Genomic DNA, 14014 nt, shown 5'->3' with positions numbered 1-14014 from the left:
TTAAACCGTTATGGGACGTTCACTCAAAAAAGGGCCTTTTATTTCAGACAGTTTGCTTCGTAAAATCGAGAAGCAAAATTCTAATGACGATAAAGCTGTCATCAAAACATGGTCAAGAGCCTCAACAATTCTGCCATTGATGATTGGCCACACAATTGCTGTTCACAATGGAAAGAGCCACATACCTGTTTTTATAACTGAGCAAATGGTTGGACACAAATTAGGTGAGTTTGCCCCAACTCGAACCTACAGAGGTCACATCAGAGATAAAAAAGGTGCACGCTAATCATGACTAACTCATCTACTAAAACGACAGCTCAAGCTCATGGTCGTTACATCCGCGGATCTGCTTCAAAAGTACGTCGTGTTCTTGATCAAATAAGAGGAAGAACTTACAGGGATGCATTAATTATGCTCGAATTCATGCCTTATCGATCAACTGAGCCAATAACAAAGGTTTTGAGATCAGCTGTTGCTAATGCAGAAAACAATCTTGGACTTGACCCTTCTTCTTTGATGATTTCCACTGCTACGGCTGACATGGGTCCACCAATGAAGCGTTATCGGCCTAGGGCTCAAGGTAGAGCATTTGCTATCAAAAAGCAGACGTGCCACATCAGCATTGCTGTTTCAGCCACTCAATCAACCAATTCTGAGGACTCAGACTGATGGGACATAAAATTCATCCTACCGGAATTAGGCTTGGTATTACCCAAGAACATCGTTCTAAATGGTACGCACCAAGTAAAACTTATCCATTATTGCTGCAAGAAGATGATCGGATCCGAACTTTCATCAAGAAAAAATATGGAGCAGCAGGCATAAGTGATGTATTGATTGCCCGCAAGGCAGATCAACTTGAGGTTGAATTGAAAACTGCTAGGCCTGGAGTAATTGTTGGTAGGCAAGGAAGTGGGATTGAAGAACTCAGATCGGGTATTCAAAAAACAATTGGTGATAGAAATAGACAAGTCCGCATAAATGTAGTTGAAGTAGAAAAAGTTGATGCTGATGCTTATCTACTGGCTGAATATATTGCGCAGCAACTTGAAAAGCGTGTTGCTTTTAGACGAACAATTCGAATGGCCGTTCAAAGAGCACAAAGAGCTGGTGTTTTAGGTCTAAAAATACAAGTTGGTGGAAGGTTGAATGGTGCTGAAATAGCGCGTTCTGAATGGACACGCGAAGGGAGAGTTCCCCTCCACACTTTGAGAGCTGAGATCGATTACGCAACCAAAGTAGCTACTACAACCTATGGCGTTTTAGGAATCAAAGTATGGGTTTTCAAAGGCGAAGTTCTTCCTAAAGAAGAACAACCCTTGCCAGTCGGATCTTCTCCTCGACGCACTAGGGGAAATCGACGGCCTCCACAATTTGAGGATCGTTCCAATGAAGGTAAATAAGGAGTTTTAACCATGCTTAGCCCAAAAAGAACCAAATTTCGTAAACAACAAAGAGGCCGTATGCGCGGTGTTGCAACTCGAGGCAACAAAATCGCTTTTGGCCAGTTTGCATTGCAAGCTCAAGACTGTGGATGGGTCACCTCAAGGCAAATTGAGGCAAGTCGACGAGCAATGACTCGTTATGTAAAAAGGGGAGGACAGATTTGGATTCGTATCTTCCCCGATAAGCCAGTAACGATGAGACCTGCTGAAACAAGAATGGGATCTGGTAAAGGTAATCCAGAATTTTGGGTTGCAGTTGTCAAACCTGGTCGAATCTTGTTTGAAATGGGTGGAGAAGATATTACAGAGGAAATTGCAAAAGAGGCAATGCGCCTTGCTCAATACAAGTTGCCTGTAAAAACAAAATTTATTTCCCTAGAGAAAGATCTCAACAAGGGAAATTATAAACCTGTTAAAACGCCAGTTACAGCAGATGATTCGGAGCCATCAACATGAGTAAAACAACTACAAAAGATTTACGGAATCTCTCGGATTCCGAGATATCAGACAAGATTCAAAATCTTCGGAAAGAACTTTTTGATCTTCGTTTCAAGCAAGCCACTAGACAGCTAGCTAAAACTCACCGTTTTAAAGAGGTACGAACCGAATTGGCCCAACTTTTAACGGTTTCTAACGAGCGAAGCCGCTCCAACTCAACATCTTGATTTTTTAGTTATGGCACTTAAAGAAATGGTCGGCACTGTTGTCAGTGACAAAATGCAAAAAACAGTAGTTGTTGCTGTGGAAAACAGATTTCCACATCCTATCTACCAAAAAATTATTAGTCGTACGACTAGATATAAAGCCCATGACGCAGAAAATCATTGCAAAGTGGGAGACAGAGTTCGGATTAAAGAGTCTCCTCCTATCAGCGCTCACAAACGATGGACGGTTACAGATGTTCTCGTTCAGGGTATGAAATCTAAGGAGGCTGCAAAATGATTCAGCAAGAAACATTCTTAACCGTTGCAGATAATAGTGGCGCAAAGCGTTTGCAATGTATAAGGGTCTTAGGTTCTAATCGCCGTTATGCCCACGTAGGCGATGTAATTGTTGCTTCTGTTAAAGATGCGATGCCAAATATGGGAGTAAAAAAATCAGATGTCGTTAAAGCGGTTGTTGTTAGGACTAGAGCAACAATGCGTAGAGAGACTGGAAATTCAATTCGCTTTGATGACAACGCTGCCGTTCTTATCAATGAGGATCAAAACCCAAGAGGGACGAGGGTATTTGGACCCGTCGCTCGAGAATTAAGAGAGCGTAACTTTACTAAAATTGTCTCTTTAGCTCCGGAGGTTATTTAGTCATGTCAGCAATTAACAAAACCAAAGCTTCTTCTGATCGGATTAAAATGAAGATCCGTAAAGGAGATACAGTTCAGATTATTTCTGGAAAGGACAAGGGTAAAACTGGTGAGGTCCTTAAAACACTTCCCTATGAAAATAGGGTTTTAGTCCAAGGAATTAACCAAAGAATAAAGCATGTAAAACCCTCACAGGAAGGAGAAACTGGTCGAATAGAAACCAAAGAATTTTCCTTGCATGCCTCAAATGTAATGATCTACTCAACTAAAGAAAAAGTTGCTAGTAAGGTTGAGATTTTTGTAGATAAAGACGGATCAAAGAAACGACGATTAAAAAAGACTGGGGAATTAATTGATTAATTCACTATTCCTTTGTCTCAATTAACTAAAGCAGACTTTCTTTTCCCAATTGAATTCTGACCAAGACCAGAATTAACTTTTTTCCAACAATGTCACTAAAAACCCGTTATCGAGAGACAATTAGACCAAAGCTTTTAAAAGATCTTGGTCTGAAAAATGTTCATCAAGTTCCTAAGGTGCAGAAGGTCACTTTAAATAGAGGTCTTGGTGAAGCAGCAACGAATTCAAAAGCTTTAGAAGCCTCTCTAAATGAAATGGCAACAATCTCGGGGCAAAAGGCTCTTGTGACAAGAGCAAAGAAAGCAATTGCTACTTTTAAGATCAGACAAGGAATGCCAATAGGTTGCGCAGTTACACTTAGAGGTGATCGCATGTATGCATTCTTGGAAAGGTTCATAAATCTGGCACTTCCAAGAATCAGAGATTTTCGTGGTGTGAGTCCAAAAAGCTTTGATGGCCGAGGAAATTACACCATTGGAGTTAAAGAGCAACTTATTTTCCCTGAGATTACTTTTGACAAAGTCGACACTATTAGAGGTATGGATATCACAATTGTGACCAGTGCTTCCTCTGATGAACAAGGCAAGGCTCTTCTAACTGAAATGGGAATGCCCTTCCGTAAAAAATGACTTTGATTAGCTAAATACTATGGCCAACCACGATCCAATTTCAGACATGCTCACTCGCATAAGAAATGCGAGTGAAAAACGTCATGAAAAAACCAATGTCCCTGCTTCAAAAATGTCTCTTAGTATCGCTAAGGTTCTTCAACGTGAGGGATTTATTGCAGAAATCAATGAAGAAGGAGAAGGCTTTCGAAAGCAGCTCATTCTTGGATTGAAATATACTGGGAAGCATCGCTCACCAATTATTCGTTCAATGCAGCGAGTTAGTAAGCCTGGATTGAGGATTTATAAAAATACTCGAGGATTACCCAAAGTCTTAGGGGGGCTTGGAATTGCAATAATTTCTACCTCTAACGGAGTCATGAGTGATCGTGATGCTCGCAAGCAAGGTGTTGGAGGAGAAGTCCTCTGCTATGTATGTTGATTGATTAGGTATTTATTATGTCTCGTACTGGAAAAAAACCAATCTCCCTTCCTGAAAAGGTAGATGTAAAACTTGAAGGGCTTTCCATCACTGTAAAAGGTCCAAAAGGGGAGCTGCAACGAACTCTTCCTAATGGGGTAAGCCTAAGCAAAGAAGAAAACTATATTTTTGTTAACCCCATAAATGAAAAGAGACAGTCCAGGGAAATGCATGGTCTATGTAGATCCCTAGTTGCCAATATGGTCGAGGGAGTCAGTAATGGTTTTACAAAAAAACTTGAGATTATTGGTGTTGGATCAAGAGCTCAAGTAAAAGGAAATACTCTTGTTGTTAGTGCCGGTTACAGTCATCCAGTTGAGGTTGTTCCTCCAGAAGGCATAACTTTTAAAGTTGAAAATAATACAAATGTGATTGTAACTGGACCTGATAAAGAATTAGTTGGCAATGAAGCTGCCAAAATAAGAGCAATTAGGCCCCCAGAACCTTATAAAGGTAAAGGAATCAAATATGAAGGAGAACAAATAATTAGAAAAGCTGGTAAGTCTGGCAAAACTTAATCTTGTTTATTTGTCTTTAAAAAATTTTAGCCATGTCAAAACTTTCTAGAAAACAACAGACCCAAAAACGACATAAACGCTTGAGGAGAAACCTAAGCGGAACAGAATCTCGACCAAGACTTGCTGTTTTTCGTTCGAATAACCACATCTATGCTCAAATAATAGATGATGATGCTCAAAACACTATATGTGCAGCATCAACTCTTGATAAAGACTTGAAAGCTTCTTTAAAAGTTAATGCAGGAAGTTGTGATGCTTCCACAGCAGTAGGAGAGCTTGTTGCAAAAAAAGCTTTATCAAAAGGCATCAAACAAGTTATCTTTGATAGAGGTGGGAACATCTATCATGGCAGGGTTAAAGCTCTAGCCGATGCTGCCAGAGTGGCAGGCTTGAACTTTTAATCATTGCTTTAATAATGACAGACTCTAAAAACCAGTCCCCAAATAAAAAAACTTCTGGATCATCAGATGCCACTCCTGCGGCAGATGGGAGGCAGGAAAATCGTCGCAACCGTGGTGAAAAACGCGGAGGAAGAAGAGATAGAAGAGGTCAAGAAAGAGATTCTGAATGGCAAGAAAGAGTTGTTCAAATTAGAAGGGTTTCGAAAACTGTCAAAGGTGGAAAGAAAATGAGTTTTAGAGCAATAGTTGTAGTAGGCAATGAAAAAGGGCAAGTTGGCGTTGGTGTTGGGAAAGCGGGAGATGTTATAGGTGCCGTTCGTAAAGGAGTTGCTGATGGCAAAAAACATTTAGTTCGTGTTCCTTTAACTCGAAATAGTTCGATTCCAACTCTCTCTAACGGTAGAGATGGAGCTGCAAGTGTATTGATTCGTCCTGCAGCTCCTGGAACAGGAGTAATTGCCGGGGGCTCAATTCGTACTGTTTTAGAGTTGGCTGGAATTAAGAATGTTCTTGCAAAGCGATTAGGTAGTAAGACCCCTCTTAATAATGCTCGTGCTGCAATGGTTGCTTTAAGTGAGTTAAGAACTCATAAAGCCACAGCAAAAGAGCGTGGTATTTCACTTGAGCAGATTTATTCCTAAAAATCATGACTATTAAATTAGAATCTCTTCAATCAAATAAAGGATCTAGACGTAAAAAAATGCGTAAAGGTCGTGGTATAGCTGCTGGTCAAGGTGCTAGTTGTGGGTTTGGTATGAGGGGGCAAAAATCTAGATCAGGAAGACCTACTCGCCCAGGGTTTGAGGGCGGTCAAATGCCTTTATACAGACGAGTTCCAAAATTAAAGCATTTCCCAATTGTTAATCAGAAAAATTTTACTGTCCTAAATGTTTCTAGGTTGAATTCCTTTAAAGATGGGACCGTAGTTAACCTTGATTTATTGGTAAAGGAGGGTATTTTGACTAAACCTAAAAATCCTCTAAAAATCCTTGGTAATGGGAAATTAGAAGTGAAATTGACTGTTCAAGCTTCAGCATTTACAACATCTGCTAGAAAGAAAATTGAAGAAGTCGGGGGCTCATGTGAGCTGTAAAACTAATTTTTTATCTTAAAAATTCAGTTTTATACACTAGCCTCTCATTAATTATAGTTATTAAATGTTAATAAGCCGTGGTCGAAACGCAAGTGCAGGTGAAGTAATCACCCAGATTTTTAGTAATGAAAAACTGAGGGAAAGAGTCTTAACGACCTTAGGTTTATTGCTAATTGTTAGATTAGGAATTTATATTCCGATGCCTGGAATAGATAGAGAGGCTTTTAAAACTTTTATTGATCAGGGGGGACAATTGATTGGATTTCTTGATATTTTTACAGGCGGTGGGATCTCAACTTTAGGAATTTTTGCACTCGGTATTCTTCCATTTATTAATGCGTCAATAATTATTCAATTGCTTACTGCTTCTTTACCTCAATTGGAGGATCTACAGAAAAATGAAGGAGAGGCAGGAAGAAGGAAGATTGCTCAAATCACTAGATACGTCGCTTTGGGATGGGGAATGGTTCAAAGCACGGTTTTTGCTTTGATTCTTCGACAGTATGCGGTCGAAGGTCTTGGCGAAACTGAATTTGTTATTCAAACATCTCTGGCATTAGTCACTGGATCGATGATAGTTATGTGGCTTAGTGAGATTATTACTGAAAAGGGGATAGGCCAAGGCGCTTCATTAGTTATATTTTTGAATATTGTTGCTACTTTGCCTAAGGCACTTAGCTCTACTCTTGAAAAAGCTCAAACAGGAGATCGTGCCGATGTTCTGGGCATAATAATTCTTTTGATAGTTTTTTTAATTACTATTGTGGGTATTATTTTTGTTCAAGAAGGTGCTAGAAGGATTCCCATCGTGAGTGCAAAAAGCCAAATGGGTGGAGGAGCCCTGTTGCCAAGTAAGCAAAGTTATTTACCTCTTAAGTTAAATGCTGGTGGCGTTATGCCAATAATTTTTGCTTCTGCATTAATATTTCTCCCAATAACAATCGCAAATTTCACTCAAAACCCTTTACTTATTAAGGCTGCGAGTTCACTTAATCCAGGTTCATCCAACCCATGGCCATATGCAATTACCTTTTTTGCATTAATTTTAGGTTTCGCTTACTTTTATGCTTCTCTAACAATTAATCCAGTAGACATAGCCTCTAATTTGAAAAAGGGTGGTGTAGCAATTCCAGGAGTACGGCCTGGAGGTGCTACTTCTAATTACCTTTCAGGTGTTCAAAACCGCCTTACTTTACTTGGTGGATTATTTCTTGGTTCAGTTGCTATTGTCCCTTCTGCAGTAGAGAGAGCAACTAATGTTCAAACTTTTCAAGGGCTTGGAGCAACTTCATTATTGATTTTGGTAGGAGTGGCAATTGATACCTCTAAACAGATTCAAACTTATGTCATTTCTCAAAGATATGAAGGATTAGTACGTGAATAAAATTTCTACTATGCTTTTTATTTAAATGAAAAAGAAATTACTATTCCTTGGCCCCCCTGGAGCGGGTAAAGGCACGCAAGCAAATCTTTTTTGCAAAAAATACGGATTAGTTCATCTTTCAACTGGAGATTTACTTAGAGATGAAGTCTCCTCTGGATCCTTTTTAGGTCTTAAAGCTGCTGAGATTATGAATAAAGGAGAATTAGTGAGTGATGAATTAGTTCTCTCAATTGTTGAGGGAAGATTGGTAAATATTAATCAGGGGTGGTTGCTGGATGGTTTCCCTAGAAATATCAATCAAGCTAATTCTCTAAAAAATCTTTTAGAAAAAATTAAGCAACCTTTAGAAGCGGTAATATTAATAAAAGTTGATGATGATTATTTAATTAAAAGGCTTTTAGAAAGAGGAAGGCAGGATGACAATGAACAAGTAATAAGTAACAGACTGAACATATACAGAGAGAAAACCTCTCCATTAATTGATTTGTATAAAAAACAAGGTATTCTTAAGGAGATAGAAGGTAATGCTGACATAGATGTTGTTTTTTCATGCATTGAGAAGTCTTTAGGCTGACGATGTAGTAAAGTTATAGTTTGGAAATAGGGAGAGTCTCACCAAATGAAGGTTAGATCCTCAGTCAAAAAAATTAGTCCTGACGATCAGATCGTGAGGCGAAGAGGCCGAATCTATGTGATCAACAAGAAAAGGCCTCGTAATAAGCAGCGTCAGGGCTAGTACCTGACTTTTAAAGAAGTCTTAAACGATTAAAATTTTTCGTTTGCTCCTTTATTAACTGTCATCATTAAATTATGATGATTTTCATTGTCCTCTTCGATTTATCCCTAAGTGGCACGGATTTCAGGCATCGATATACCTCGCGAAAAGCGGGTAGAAGTTGCCCTTACTTACATCTATGGCATTGGTTTAACCAGAGCCCAGGCTATCCTCGAGAAATCAGGTGTTAATCCTGATATTCGTGTAAAGGATTTAGAAGATAGTGATATTCAGAAGCTCAGAGCTGTTACTGAAGAATTCACAGTTGAAGGAGATTTAAGGCGCCAAGAAGGAATGGCGCTTAAAAGACTTCAAGATATCGGATGTGTCCGTGGACGTAGGCATCGAATGAGCCTTCCTGTTCGTGGACAACGAACAAGAACTAACGCTCGCACAAGGCGAGGAGCTAGAAAAACTGTTGCAGGAAGAAAGAAATAATTTCTTAAGACTCCTGTTACCAACTGGTAATTTACTAAATCTTTTTAAATAAAGCACAGCCTAATGGCTACAACCTCAAAGAAATCCGGTTCTAAGAAGTCAAAGCGCAACGTTCCAAATGGAGTTGTGCATATTCAAAGTACCTTTAATAACACCATTGTCTCAATTACTGACACCTCTGGTGAAGTCATTTCCTGGTCATCAGCAGGAGCAAGTGGATTTAAAGGAGCTCGAAAAGGCACTCCTTTTGCTGCCCAGACCGCTGCTGAACTTGCAGCCCGACGGGCCCTAGAGCAAGGAATGCGTCAAATAGAAGTTCTCGTACGAGGACCGGGCTCAGGTCGTGAAACCGCAATAAGAGCGTTGCAAGTAGCTGGTCTTGAAATTACTTTGATCAGAGATGTAACTCCTCTTCCTCATAACGGTTGCAGGAGACCTAAGCGCAGACGCGTTTAAAATCTACTCACTTAAGTGAACTTTTCTTTATTTTCCACATCGCATTAGACCGTGTTGCAATACCAGATAGACAGGATCGACCATCAAGTTTCTAATGATCGCTCCCAAACAGGCGTCTTCCTAATCGGACCTCTTGAAAGAGGTCAAGCCACTACTTTGGGTAATTCTCTACGCAGAGTGTTAATGGGCGGACTCGAGGGCAGCGCAGTTACTGCTGTAAGGATTGCAGGTGTTAATCATGAATATGCAACAATTCCTGGTGTAAGAGAGGACGTCCTAGACATTCTTCTGAATTGTAAACAAATTTCAGTTGACAGCCGTAGTCAAGAGCTTGAGATAGGAAGACTTGTTGTGACAGGACCAGCTGAAGTTAAAGCAAAGGATATTCAGTTCTCATCTCAAGTTGAAGTTGTTGATGGCGATCGTCCAATAGCAACAGTTCAGGAGGGGCATAACCTAGAACTAGAAATACATGTAGAAAGAGGCGTTGGATATCGACCAGTTGATAGAAGAAATGAAGAGACAAGCGCAATTGATTTACTTCAAATAGATGCTGTATTTATGCCTATAAATAGAGTTAATTTTACTATTGATGAAACTGCTGTGGCTGAGGGGGGATCAACTAGAGAAAGATTAAAAATGGAGTTGGTCACCGATGGATCCACCTCTCCAGACGATGCATTAGCGGAAGCTGCGAATCAATTAATCGAACTTTTTCAACCTCTTGCTACTGTCTCAATGGTAGAAGAGATTCCTGAAGAGCCAGAGCCTGCAGCAGAGGCCCAAATTCCCCTCGAGGAGTTAAACTTGTCAGTAAGAGCTTACAATTGCCTAAAACGAGCCCAAGTGAACTCTGTTTCAGACTTGATGGGTTTCAGTTATGAGGATTTATTGGAAATTAAGAACTTCGGTTCTAAATCCGCTGATGAAGTTATTGAAGCTCTAGAGAGAATTGGGATTTCTATTCCACAAAGTAGAACTTCCGCATGACTTTCAGGTTTATTACTACTAAATTTCAAAGCTAATCCAATGCGTCATCAACGTCGAATTCCACAATTGAGTCTCCCTGCAGATCAAAGGAAGGCACTTTTAAGAGGATTAACTACTCAACTAATTCGTGAAGGTAGAGTTACAACAACGAAAGCAAGAGCTAAAGCTTTGAGAAATGAAACTGAGAGAATGATTACTTTAGCTAAGGATGGCAGTCTTGCTTCAAGGAGAAGAGCTATTGGATATGTATACGATAAGCAATTAGTTCATGCACTTTTTGAAAAGGCTCAAGAGCGATATGGTGATAGAGAAGGTGGTTATACAAGAATTGTGAGAACGACTCCAAGACGCGGTGATAATTCTGAAATGGCCATTGTTGAGCTTGTATAGGGTATTAATTCTCCAAAACAAATCATACTTTTTACTTATTAGTTCAATTTGACGAATAGAGTTGCAATTGTTTTTCAATACGATGGATCAGGTTTTAGAGGCTGGCAAAATCAAAAAGATTCAATAACTGTTCAAGGAACTTTAGAAGAAAAAATTGCAGAACTTGATCCAATAAGACCAGTAAAAGCAATAGCCGCAGGCAGAACTGATTCAGGAGTTCATGCTTCAGGACAAGTTGCTCATTTTGATTGCTCTGGCCCAATTCCTATTCATAAATGGACATCAGCCTTGAATGGTAGACTTCCAGAATCAATTAAAGTTCTTGAATCAGTAAGTGTTCCCAGTGACTGGCATGCTTGCTATTCGGCAAAATATCGAAGGTATAGATATTCTATTTTTAATGGTTCCTATCCAAATCTTTTCCTTCAAAATGTAAGTTGGCATAAATATAGATTCAAATTGGATATCGATTTAATGAAGCATGCTTTGCATGATTTATTAGGTTTACATGATTTCGCAGCGTTTCAAAAAGCAGGAAGTAATAGAAGTAATTCAATTACCACAGTTCAAGATTTTTCTATTTCTCGTCATGGGGATATAGTCACAGTTGAAATTCAGGCCAGTGGCTTTTTGTATGGGATGGTTAGGCTTTTGATGGGCCAATTAGTTGCTGTTGGAGAAAAACGACTTTCTCTTGAGAAATTTATATATAGATGGAGAAAGGGTTTGCGCTCAGAGGTGAAAGAGGCTGCTCCTCCGCATGGTCTGTGTTTGATAAGAGTTGGTTATGAGGAAAATATCTTTTCAAAAGAGAAAAGTTTTGACACTTTTCCAAGTTTTTCTCTCCCAATATTTGAGCCTTAGAAATATATAAGCTAAATAAAAGATTAATAAATTAAAAATATATGAATTTAGTTAAATCAGTAATTTAAATTTTATCCGAACAAAAAGGCGAGTTTTAAGCCGTGAAAGTGTAGAATCAATCTCCTGAAGAATCAGATCAATTTTTTGACTTGATAACTTCTTTAAAAAGGTATTATCAAAACGATAATGCTTATTTCAGTGTTAAAAGGTGTTCAGAAAAAATGAACAAGACATCAGTTCCATCGCCGGATTCAATAGATCGCCAGTGGTTTCTGGTGGATGCAGAGAATCAGACTCTTGGTCGACTAGCAACTGAAGTTGCTAGTGTATTAAGGGGTAAGACAAAGCCAAATTTCACTCCTCACTTAGATACTGGAGATTTTGTTATTGTCGTAAATGCAGAAAAGATTAAAGTAACCGGCAAAAAATCAGATCAAAAGCTTTACCGCAGACATTCTGGACGTCCAGGCGGTATGAAAGTTGAAACCTTTAAGGCTCTTCAATCCAGAATTCCTGAGAGAATAGTTGAAAAGGCAATTAAAGGAATGCTTCCTCACACAAGATTAGGAAGGCAATTATTTACTAAACTCAAAGTTTATAAAGGCTCTGATCATCCTCATTCAGCTCAAGAACCTAAAATTCTTCCCCTAAATTCTGAATCTGTTACCAAATGACTAGTTCTACAAACAAAGTAGTTTACTGGGGAACTGGTAGGCGTAAGACATCGGTAGCCAGAGTTAGATTAACTCCTGGCAAAGGAGAAATAACCATCAATGGTCGCCCTGGTGACCATTACTTAAATTTTAATCCTGCTTATATATCTGCTGTTAAAGCTCCTTTGAAAACTCTAGGATTGAGTGAATCATATGACGTTTTAGTTAATGTCTATGGTGGAGGATTGACTGGTCAGTCTGATGCCATTAAGCAAGGAGCTGCTAGAGCTTTATGTACTTTATCTCTTGATAATCGTAAACCTCTAAAAGTAGAGGGCCACCTTAGTCGTGACCCTAGAGCAAAAGAAAGGCGTAAATATGGTCTCAAAAAAGCTCGTAAAGCTCCTCAATTCTCAAAGAGATAATTTTACTCCACATCAAAGTTTTAAATTTTTATCATGCCTAAATCAGATATACATCCAACTTGGTATCCAGAAGCAAAAGTAATTTGTAATGGAGAAGTTGTGATGACAACAGGTTCTACTCAGCCTGAAATACAGGTTGATGTTTGGAGTGGAAATCATCCTTTCTTCACCGGGACTCAGAAGATTTTAGATACGGAAGGAAGAGTAGATAGATTTATGAGAAAATATGGTATGGCTTCATCTGACTCAAGTGAACAAAAAGATAAATCTTCAGAAGAACAAAAAGAAAGTTGATAGCTGTTGATCTAAAGATTTAGGGAATAAAAAGAATGGATTCTTCAACCCTAATTAAACGATTAGAAACAGCTAAAAGTAGTTTTCAAAACTTAGAGTTGCAATTAGCTGATCCAGATGTTGCATCAGACCCAAAACAATTAGAGACAATTGCTAGAGAAAGATCCCGTTTAGAGCCTTTGGTTAATGATTATTTCAAGCTTCAGATAATAGAAAAAGAGTGTCTAGAAGCTAAAGGATTAGTAAAAGAAAGCAGAGATGATAAAGAGATGGAACTTTTAGCTAGAGAAGAACTTCAAAATCTCGAATTCTCAAAAAATGAATTAATTCAAAAGTTGACTGTGGCTCTTTTACCCAAAGATCCAAGAGATGAAAGAAGTGTGATGCTTGAAATAAGAGCTGGAGCAGGAGGTAATGAAGCTTGTTTATGGGCTGGTGATTTAGCAAGAATGTATGAGAGATATGGTCAAAAACTTGGATGGAATGTAAAGCCCATAAGCTCAACAGAAGCTGATATGGGGGGCTTTCGTGAAATGATTATCTCAGTCAAAGGAGAGTCTGTTTATAGCCAATTAAAATTTGAAGCAGGTGTCCATAGAGTTCAAAGAGTTCCTTCAACTGAATCTCAAGGGCGAGTTCATACCTCTACTGCAACTGTTGCTGTAATGCCAGAAGCTGATCCAGTAGAGGTGAAAATAGATTCTACTGACATAGAAATCAGTACGGCAAGATCAGGTGGTGCTGGCGGGCAAAATGTAAATAAAGTAGAAACAGCTATTGATTTATTTCATAAGCCCTCAGGCATAAGAGTTTTTTGTACGCAAGAACGTTCTCAAATGCAAAATAGAGAAAGAGCAATGGAGATTTTAAGAGCTAAATTATTAGAATTAGAAATAGCAGAGGCTAATGCAAAGGAAAGATCTGCTCGATTGTCTCAGGTAGGCACAGGTGATAGAAGTGAAAAGATTAGGACATATAACTACAAAGATAATCGAACAACTGATCACCGTCTAGGAGTTAATTTCCCCCTCGAGCAAGTTCTTTCAGGTCAATTGGAAGATGTCATAGGTGCATGTATTGCAGAAGAACAAAAAAGGCAAATGGAAGAGCTTAGTAATCAATCTGAAGATTAAAAG

General features: G+C 38.9%; 26 protein-coding genes. All 26 read left to right on the top strand.

What is annotated here, in order from left to right; all coding sequences use genetic code 11:
* Window positions 1-10: 10 nt before the first annotated feature.
* The 26 genes from rpsS (at window position 11) to prfA (ending at window position 14011) form a co-directional block, all read left to right on the top strand.
* Window positions 11-286: a 30S ribosomal protein S19 gene (gene rpsS, locus EW15_RS09180; protein WP_011295469.1), complete on the top strand. Its 276-nt coding sequence runs from the start codon at window positions 11-13 to the stop codon at window positions 284-286.
* Between the two features lie 2 nt (window positions 287-288).
* Window positions 289-669 carry a 50S ribosomal protein L22 gene (gene rplV, locus EW15_RS09175; RefSeq protein ID WP_038654355.1) on the top strand — a complete coding sequence of 127 codons (381 nt, stop codon included), beginning with the start codon at window positions 289-291 and terminating at the stop codon, window positions 667-669.
* On the top strand, window positions 669-1403 hold the full coding sequence (gene rpsC / locus EW15_RS09170; protein WP_038654353.1) for a 30S ribosomal protein S3: 735 nt from the start codon (window positions 669-671) through the stop codon (window positions 1401-1403). Before rplV ends, rpsC begins: the two co-directional genes overlap by 1 nt.
* A 12-nt stretch (window positions 1404-1415) precedes the next feature.
* Window positions 1416-1901: a 50S ribosomal protein L16 gene (rplP, locus tag EW15_RS09165; RefSeq protein ID WP_038654351.1), complete on the top strand. Its 486-nt coding sequence runs from the start codon at window positions 1416-1418 to the stop codon at window positions 1899-1901.
* Complete coding sequence (rpmC, locus tag EW15_RS09160; protein ID WP_038654349.1) at window positions 1898-2110, top strand: 50S ribosomal protein L29; 213 nt, start codon at window positions 1898-1900, stop codon at window positions 2108-2110. The genes rplP and rpmC overlap by 4 nt, the downstream gene beginning before the upstream one ends.
* Window positions 2111-2120: 10 nt before the next feature.
* Window positions 2121-2387 (top strand): 30S ribosomal protein S17, encoded by a 267-nt coding sequence (gene rpsQ, locus EW15_RS09155; RefSeq protein WP_038654347.1) that lies wholly within the window; start codon window positions 2121-2123, stop codon window positions 2385-2387.
* Window positions 2384-2749 carry a 50S ribosomal protein L14 gene (rplN, locus tag EW15_RS09150; protein WP_038654345.1) on the top strand — a complete coding sequence of 122 codons (366 nt, stop codon included), beginning with the start codon at window positions 2384-2386 and terminating at the stop codon, window positions 2747-2749. Before rpsQ ends, rplN begins: the two co-directional genes overlap by 4 nt.
* 47 nt (window positions 2750-2796) lie before the next feature.
* Window positions 2797-3108, top strand: coding sequence for a 50S ribosomal protein L24 (gene rplX, locus EW15_RS09145; protein WP_197049717.1), 312 nt, complete (start codon window positions 2797-2799; stop codon window positions 3106-3108).
* Window positions 3109-3197: 89 nt separating this feature from the next.
* Window positions 3198-3737 (top strand): 50S ribosomal protein L5, encoded by a 540-nt coding sequence (rplE, locus tag EW15_RS09140; RefSeq protein WP_038654341.1) that lies wholly within the window; start codon window positions 3198-3200, stop codon window positions 3735-3737.
* A gap of 19 nt (window positions 3738-3756) precedes the next feature.
* Window positions 3757-4158: a 30S ribosomal protein S8 gene (gene rpsH / locus EW15_RS09135; RefSeq protein WP_038654339.1), complete on the top strand. Its 402-nt coding sequence runs from the start codon at window positions 3757-3759 to the stop codon at window positions 4156-4158.
* 17 nt (window positions 4159-4175) lie between these two features.
* Entirely contained in the window at window positions 4176-4715 is a 540-nt protein-coding gene (gene rplF, locus EW15_RS09130) for a 50S ribosomal protein L6 (protein WP_038654337.1), read from the top strand.
* Between the two features lie 32 nt (window positions 4716-4747).
* Entirely contained in the window at window positions 4748-5116 is a 369-nt protein-coding gene (gene rplR, locus EW15_RS09125) for a 50S ribosomal protein L18 (protein WP_038654335.1), read from the top strand.
* 14 nt (window positions 5117-5130) lie between these two features.
* On the top strand, window positions 5131-5757 hold the full coding sequence (gene rpsE, locus EW15_RS09120) for a 30S ribosomal protein S5 (protein WP_038654332.1): 627 nt from the start codon (window positions 5131-5133) through the stop codon (window positions 5755-5757).
* 5 nt (window positions 5758-5762) lie between these two features.
* Entirely contained in the window at window positions 5763-6209 is a 447-nt protein-coding gene (gene rplO / locus EW15_RS09115) for a 50S ribosomal protein L15 (RefSeq protein ID WP_038654330.1), read from the top strand.
* A 64-nt stretch (window positions 6210-6273) separates the two neighbouring features.
* A complete protein-coding gene (secY, locus tag EW15_RS09110; RefSeq protein WP_038654328.1) occupies window positions 6274-7593 on the top strand; it encodes a preprotein translocase subunit SecY in 1320 nt (439 codons plus the stop codon).
* Window positions 7594-7618: 25 nt separating this feature from the next.
* Window positions 7619-8167, top strand: coding sequence for an adenylate kinase (locus EW15_RS09105; RefSeq protein WP_038654326.1), 549 nt, complete (start codon window positions 7619-7621; stop codon window positions 8165-8167).
* Between the two features lie 45 nt (window positions 8168-8212).
* Window positions 8213-8329, top strand: coding sequence for a 50S ribosomal protein L36 (gene rpmJ / locus EW15_RS10660; protein WP_011295453.1), 117 nt, complete (start codon window positions 8213-8215; stop codon window positions 8327-8329).
* A 111-nt stretch (window positions 8330-8440) separates the two neighbouring features.
* Window positions 8441-8806 (top strand): 30S ribosomal protein S13, encoded by a 366-nt coding sequence (gene rpsM / locus EW15_RS09100; protein WP_038654324.1) that lies wholly within the window; start codon window positions 8441-8443, stop codon window positions 8804-8806.
* Between the two features lie 63 nt (window positions 8807-8869).
* Entirely contained in the window at window positions 8870-9262 is a 393-nt protein-coding gene (gene rpsK / locus EW15_RS09095; RefSeq protein ID WP_011295451.1) for a 30S ribosomal protein S11, read from the top strand.
* A 51-nt stretch (window positions 9263-9313) separates the two neighbouring features.
* Window positions 9314-10252, top strand: a complete 939-nt coding sequence (locus EW15_RS09090) for a DNA-directed RNA polymerase subunit alpha (RefSeq protein ID WP_038654322.1) — start codon at window positions 9314-9316, stop codon at window positions 10250-10252.
* Window positions 10253-10291: 39 nt separating this feature from the next.
* A complete protein-coding gene (gene rplQ, locus EW15_RS09085; RefSeq protein WP_011295449.1) occupies window positions 10292-10642 on the top strand; it encodes a 50S ribosomal protein L17 in 351 nt (116 codons plus the stop codon).
* Between the two features lie 48 nt (window positions 10643-10690).
* Window positions 10691-11506, top strand: a complete 816-nt coding sequence (gene truA / locus EW15_RS09080) for a tRNA pseudouridine(38-40) synthase TruA (protein WP_038654320.1) — start codon at window positions 10691-10693, stop codon at window positions 11504-11506.
* Between the two features lie 221 nt (window positions 11507-11727).
* Complete coding sequence (gene rplM, locus EW15_RS09075) at window positions 11728-12180, top strand: 50S ribosomal protein L13 (protein ID WP_038654318.1); 453 nt, start codon at window positions 11728-11730, stop codon at window positions 12178-12180.
* The gene (rpsI, locus tag EW15_RS09070; protein ID WP_038654316.1) at window positions 12177-12584 is read left to right on the top strand and encodes a 30S ribosomal protein S9; all 408 of its coding nucleotides are present in this window, start codon (window positions 12177-12179) and stop codon (window positions 12582-12584) included. The genes rplM and rpsI overlap by 4 nt, the downstream gene beginning before the upstream one ends.
* Window positions 12585-12617: 33 nt before the next feature.
* Window positions 12618-12878: a 50S ribosomal protein L31 gene (gene rpmE / locus EW15_RS09065; protein WP_038654314.1), complete on the top strand. Its 261-nt coding sequence runs from the start codon at window positions 12618-12620 to the stop codon at window positions 12876-12878.
* A gap of 35 nt (window positions 12879-12913) precedes the next feature.
* Window positions 12914-14011 (top strand): peptide chain release factor 1, encoded by a 1098-nt coding sequence (gene prfA, locus EW15_RS09060; RefSeq protein ID WP_038654312.1) that lies wholly within the window; start codon window positions 12914-12916, stop codon window positions 14009-14011.
* The last annotated feature ends 3 nt before the right edge of the window (window positions 14012-14014 follow it).

It is taken from the genome of Prochlorococcus sp. MIT 0801, from assembly GCF_000757865.1.
Classification (GTDB): domain Bacteria; phylum Cyanobacteriota; class Cyanobacteriia; order PCC-6307; family Cyanobiaceae; genus Prochlorococcus_B.
Note: the sequence above shows the minus strand (reverse complement) of the source record. Positions and strands in the feature narration are given on the sequence as shown.

What these genes read in the sequence shown, in the direction of transcription:
- rpsS (WP_011295469.1), top strand. Translation starts at nt 11, where the DNA reads ATGGGACGTTCACTCAAAAAAGGGCCTTTTATTTCAGACAGTTTGCTT.
- rplV (WP_038654355.1), top strand. Translation starts at nt 289, where the DNA reads ATGACTAACTCATCTACTAAAACGACAGCTCAAGCTCATGGTCGTTAC.
- rpsC (WP_038654353.1), top strand. Translation starts at nt 669, where the DNA reads ATGGGACATAAAATTCATCCTACCGGAATTAGGCTTGGTATTACCCAA.
- rplP (WP_038654351.1), top strand. Translation starts at nt 1,416, where the DNA reads ATGCTTAGCCCAAAAAGAACCAAATTTCGTAAACAACAAAGAGGCCGT.
- rpmC (WP_038654349.1), top strand. Translation starts at nt 1,898, where the DNA reads ATGAGTAAAACAACTACAAAAGATTTACGGAATCTCTCGGATTCCGAG.
- rpsQ (WP_038654347.1), top strand. Translation starts at nt 2,121, where the DNA reads ATGGCACTTAAAGAAATGGTCGGCACTGTTGTCAGTGACAAAATGCAA.
- rplN (WP_038654345.1), top strand. Translation starts at nt 2,384, where the DNA reads ATGATTCAGCAAGAAACATTCTTAACCGTTGCAGATAATAGTGGCGCA.
- rplX (WP_197049717.1), top strand. Translation starts at nt 2,797, where the DNA reads ATGAAGATCCGTAAAGGAGATACAGTTCAGATTATTTCTGGAAAGGAC.
- rplE (WP_038654341.1), top strand. Translation starts at nt 3,198, where the DNA reads ATGTCACTAAAAACCCGTTATCGAGAGACAATTAGACCAAAGCTTTTA.
- rpsH (WP_038654339.1), top strand. Translation starts at nt 3,757, where the DNA reads ATGGCCAACCACGATCCAATTTCAGACATGCTCACTCGCATAAGAAAT.
- rplF (WP_038654337.1), top strand. Translation starts at nt 4,176, where the DNA reads ATGTCTCGTACTGGAAAAAAACCAATCTCCCTTCCTGAAAAGGTAGAT.
- rplR (WP_038654335.1), top strand. Translation starts at nt 4,748, where the DNA reads ATGTCAAAACTTTCTAGAAAACAACAGACCCAAAAACGACATAAACGC.
- rpsE (WP_038654332.1), top strand. Translation starts at nt 5,131, where the DNA reads ATGACAGACTCTAAAAACCAGTCCCCAAATAAAAAAACTTCTGGATCA.
- rplO (WP_038654330.1), top strand. Translation starts at nt 5,763, where the DNA reads ATGACTATTAAATTAGAATCTCTTCAATCAAATAAAGGATCTAGACGT.
- secY (WP_038654328.1), top strand. Translation starts at nt 6,274, where the DNA reads ATGTTAATAAGCCGTGGTCGAAACGCAAGTGCAGGTGAAGTAATCACC.
- EW15_RS09105 (WP_038654326.1), top strand. Translation starts at nt 7,619, where the DNA reads ATGAAAAAGAAATTACTATTCCTTGGCCCCCCTGGAGCGGGTAAAGGC.
- rpmJ (WP_011295453.1), top strand. Translation starts at nt 8,213, where the DNA reads ATGAAGGTTAGATCCTCAGTCAAAAAAATTAGTCCTGACGATCAGATC.
- rpsK (WP_011295451.1), top strand. Translation starts at nt 8,870, where the DNA reads ATGGCTACAACCTCAAAGAAATCCGGTTCTAAGAAGTCAAAGCGCAAC.
- rplQ (WP_011295449.1), top strand. Translation starts at nt 10,292, where the DNA reads ATGCGTCATCAACGTCGAATTCCACAATTGAGTCTCCCTGCAGATCAA.
- rplM (WP_038654318.1), top strand. Translation starts at nt 11,728, where the DNA reads ATGAACAAGACATCAGTTCCATCGCCGGATTCAATAGATCGCCAGTGG.
- rpsI (WP_038654316.1), top strand. Translation starts at nt 12,177, where the DNA reads ATGACTAGTTCTACAAACAAAGTAGTTTACTGGGGAACTGGTAGGCGT.
- rpmE (WP_038654314.1), top strand. Translation starts at nt 12,618, where the DNA reads ATGCCTAAATCAGATATACATCCAACTTGGTATCCAGAAGCAAAAGTA.
- prfA (WP_038654312.1), top strand. Translation starts at nt 12,914, where the DNA reads ATGGATTCTTCAACCCTAATTAAACGATTAGAAACAGCTAAAAGTAGT.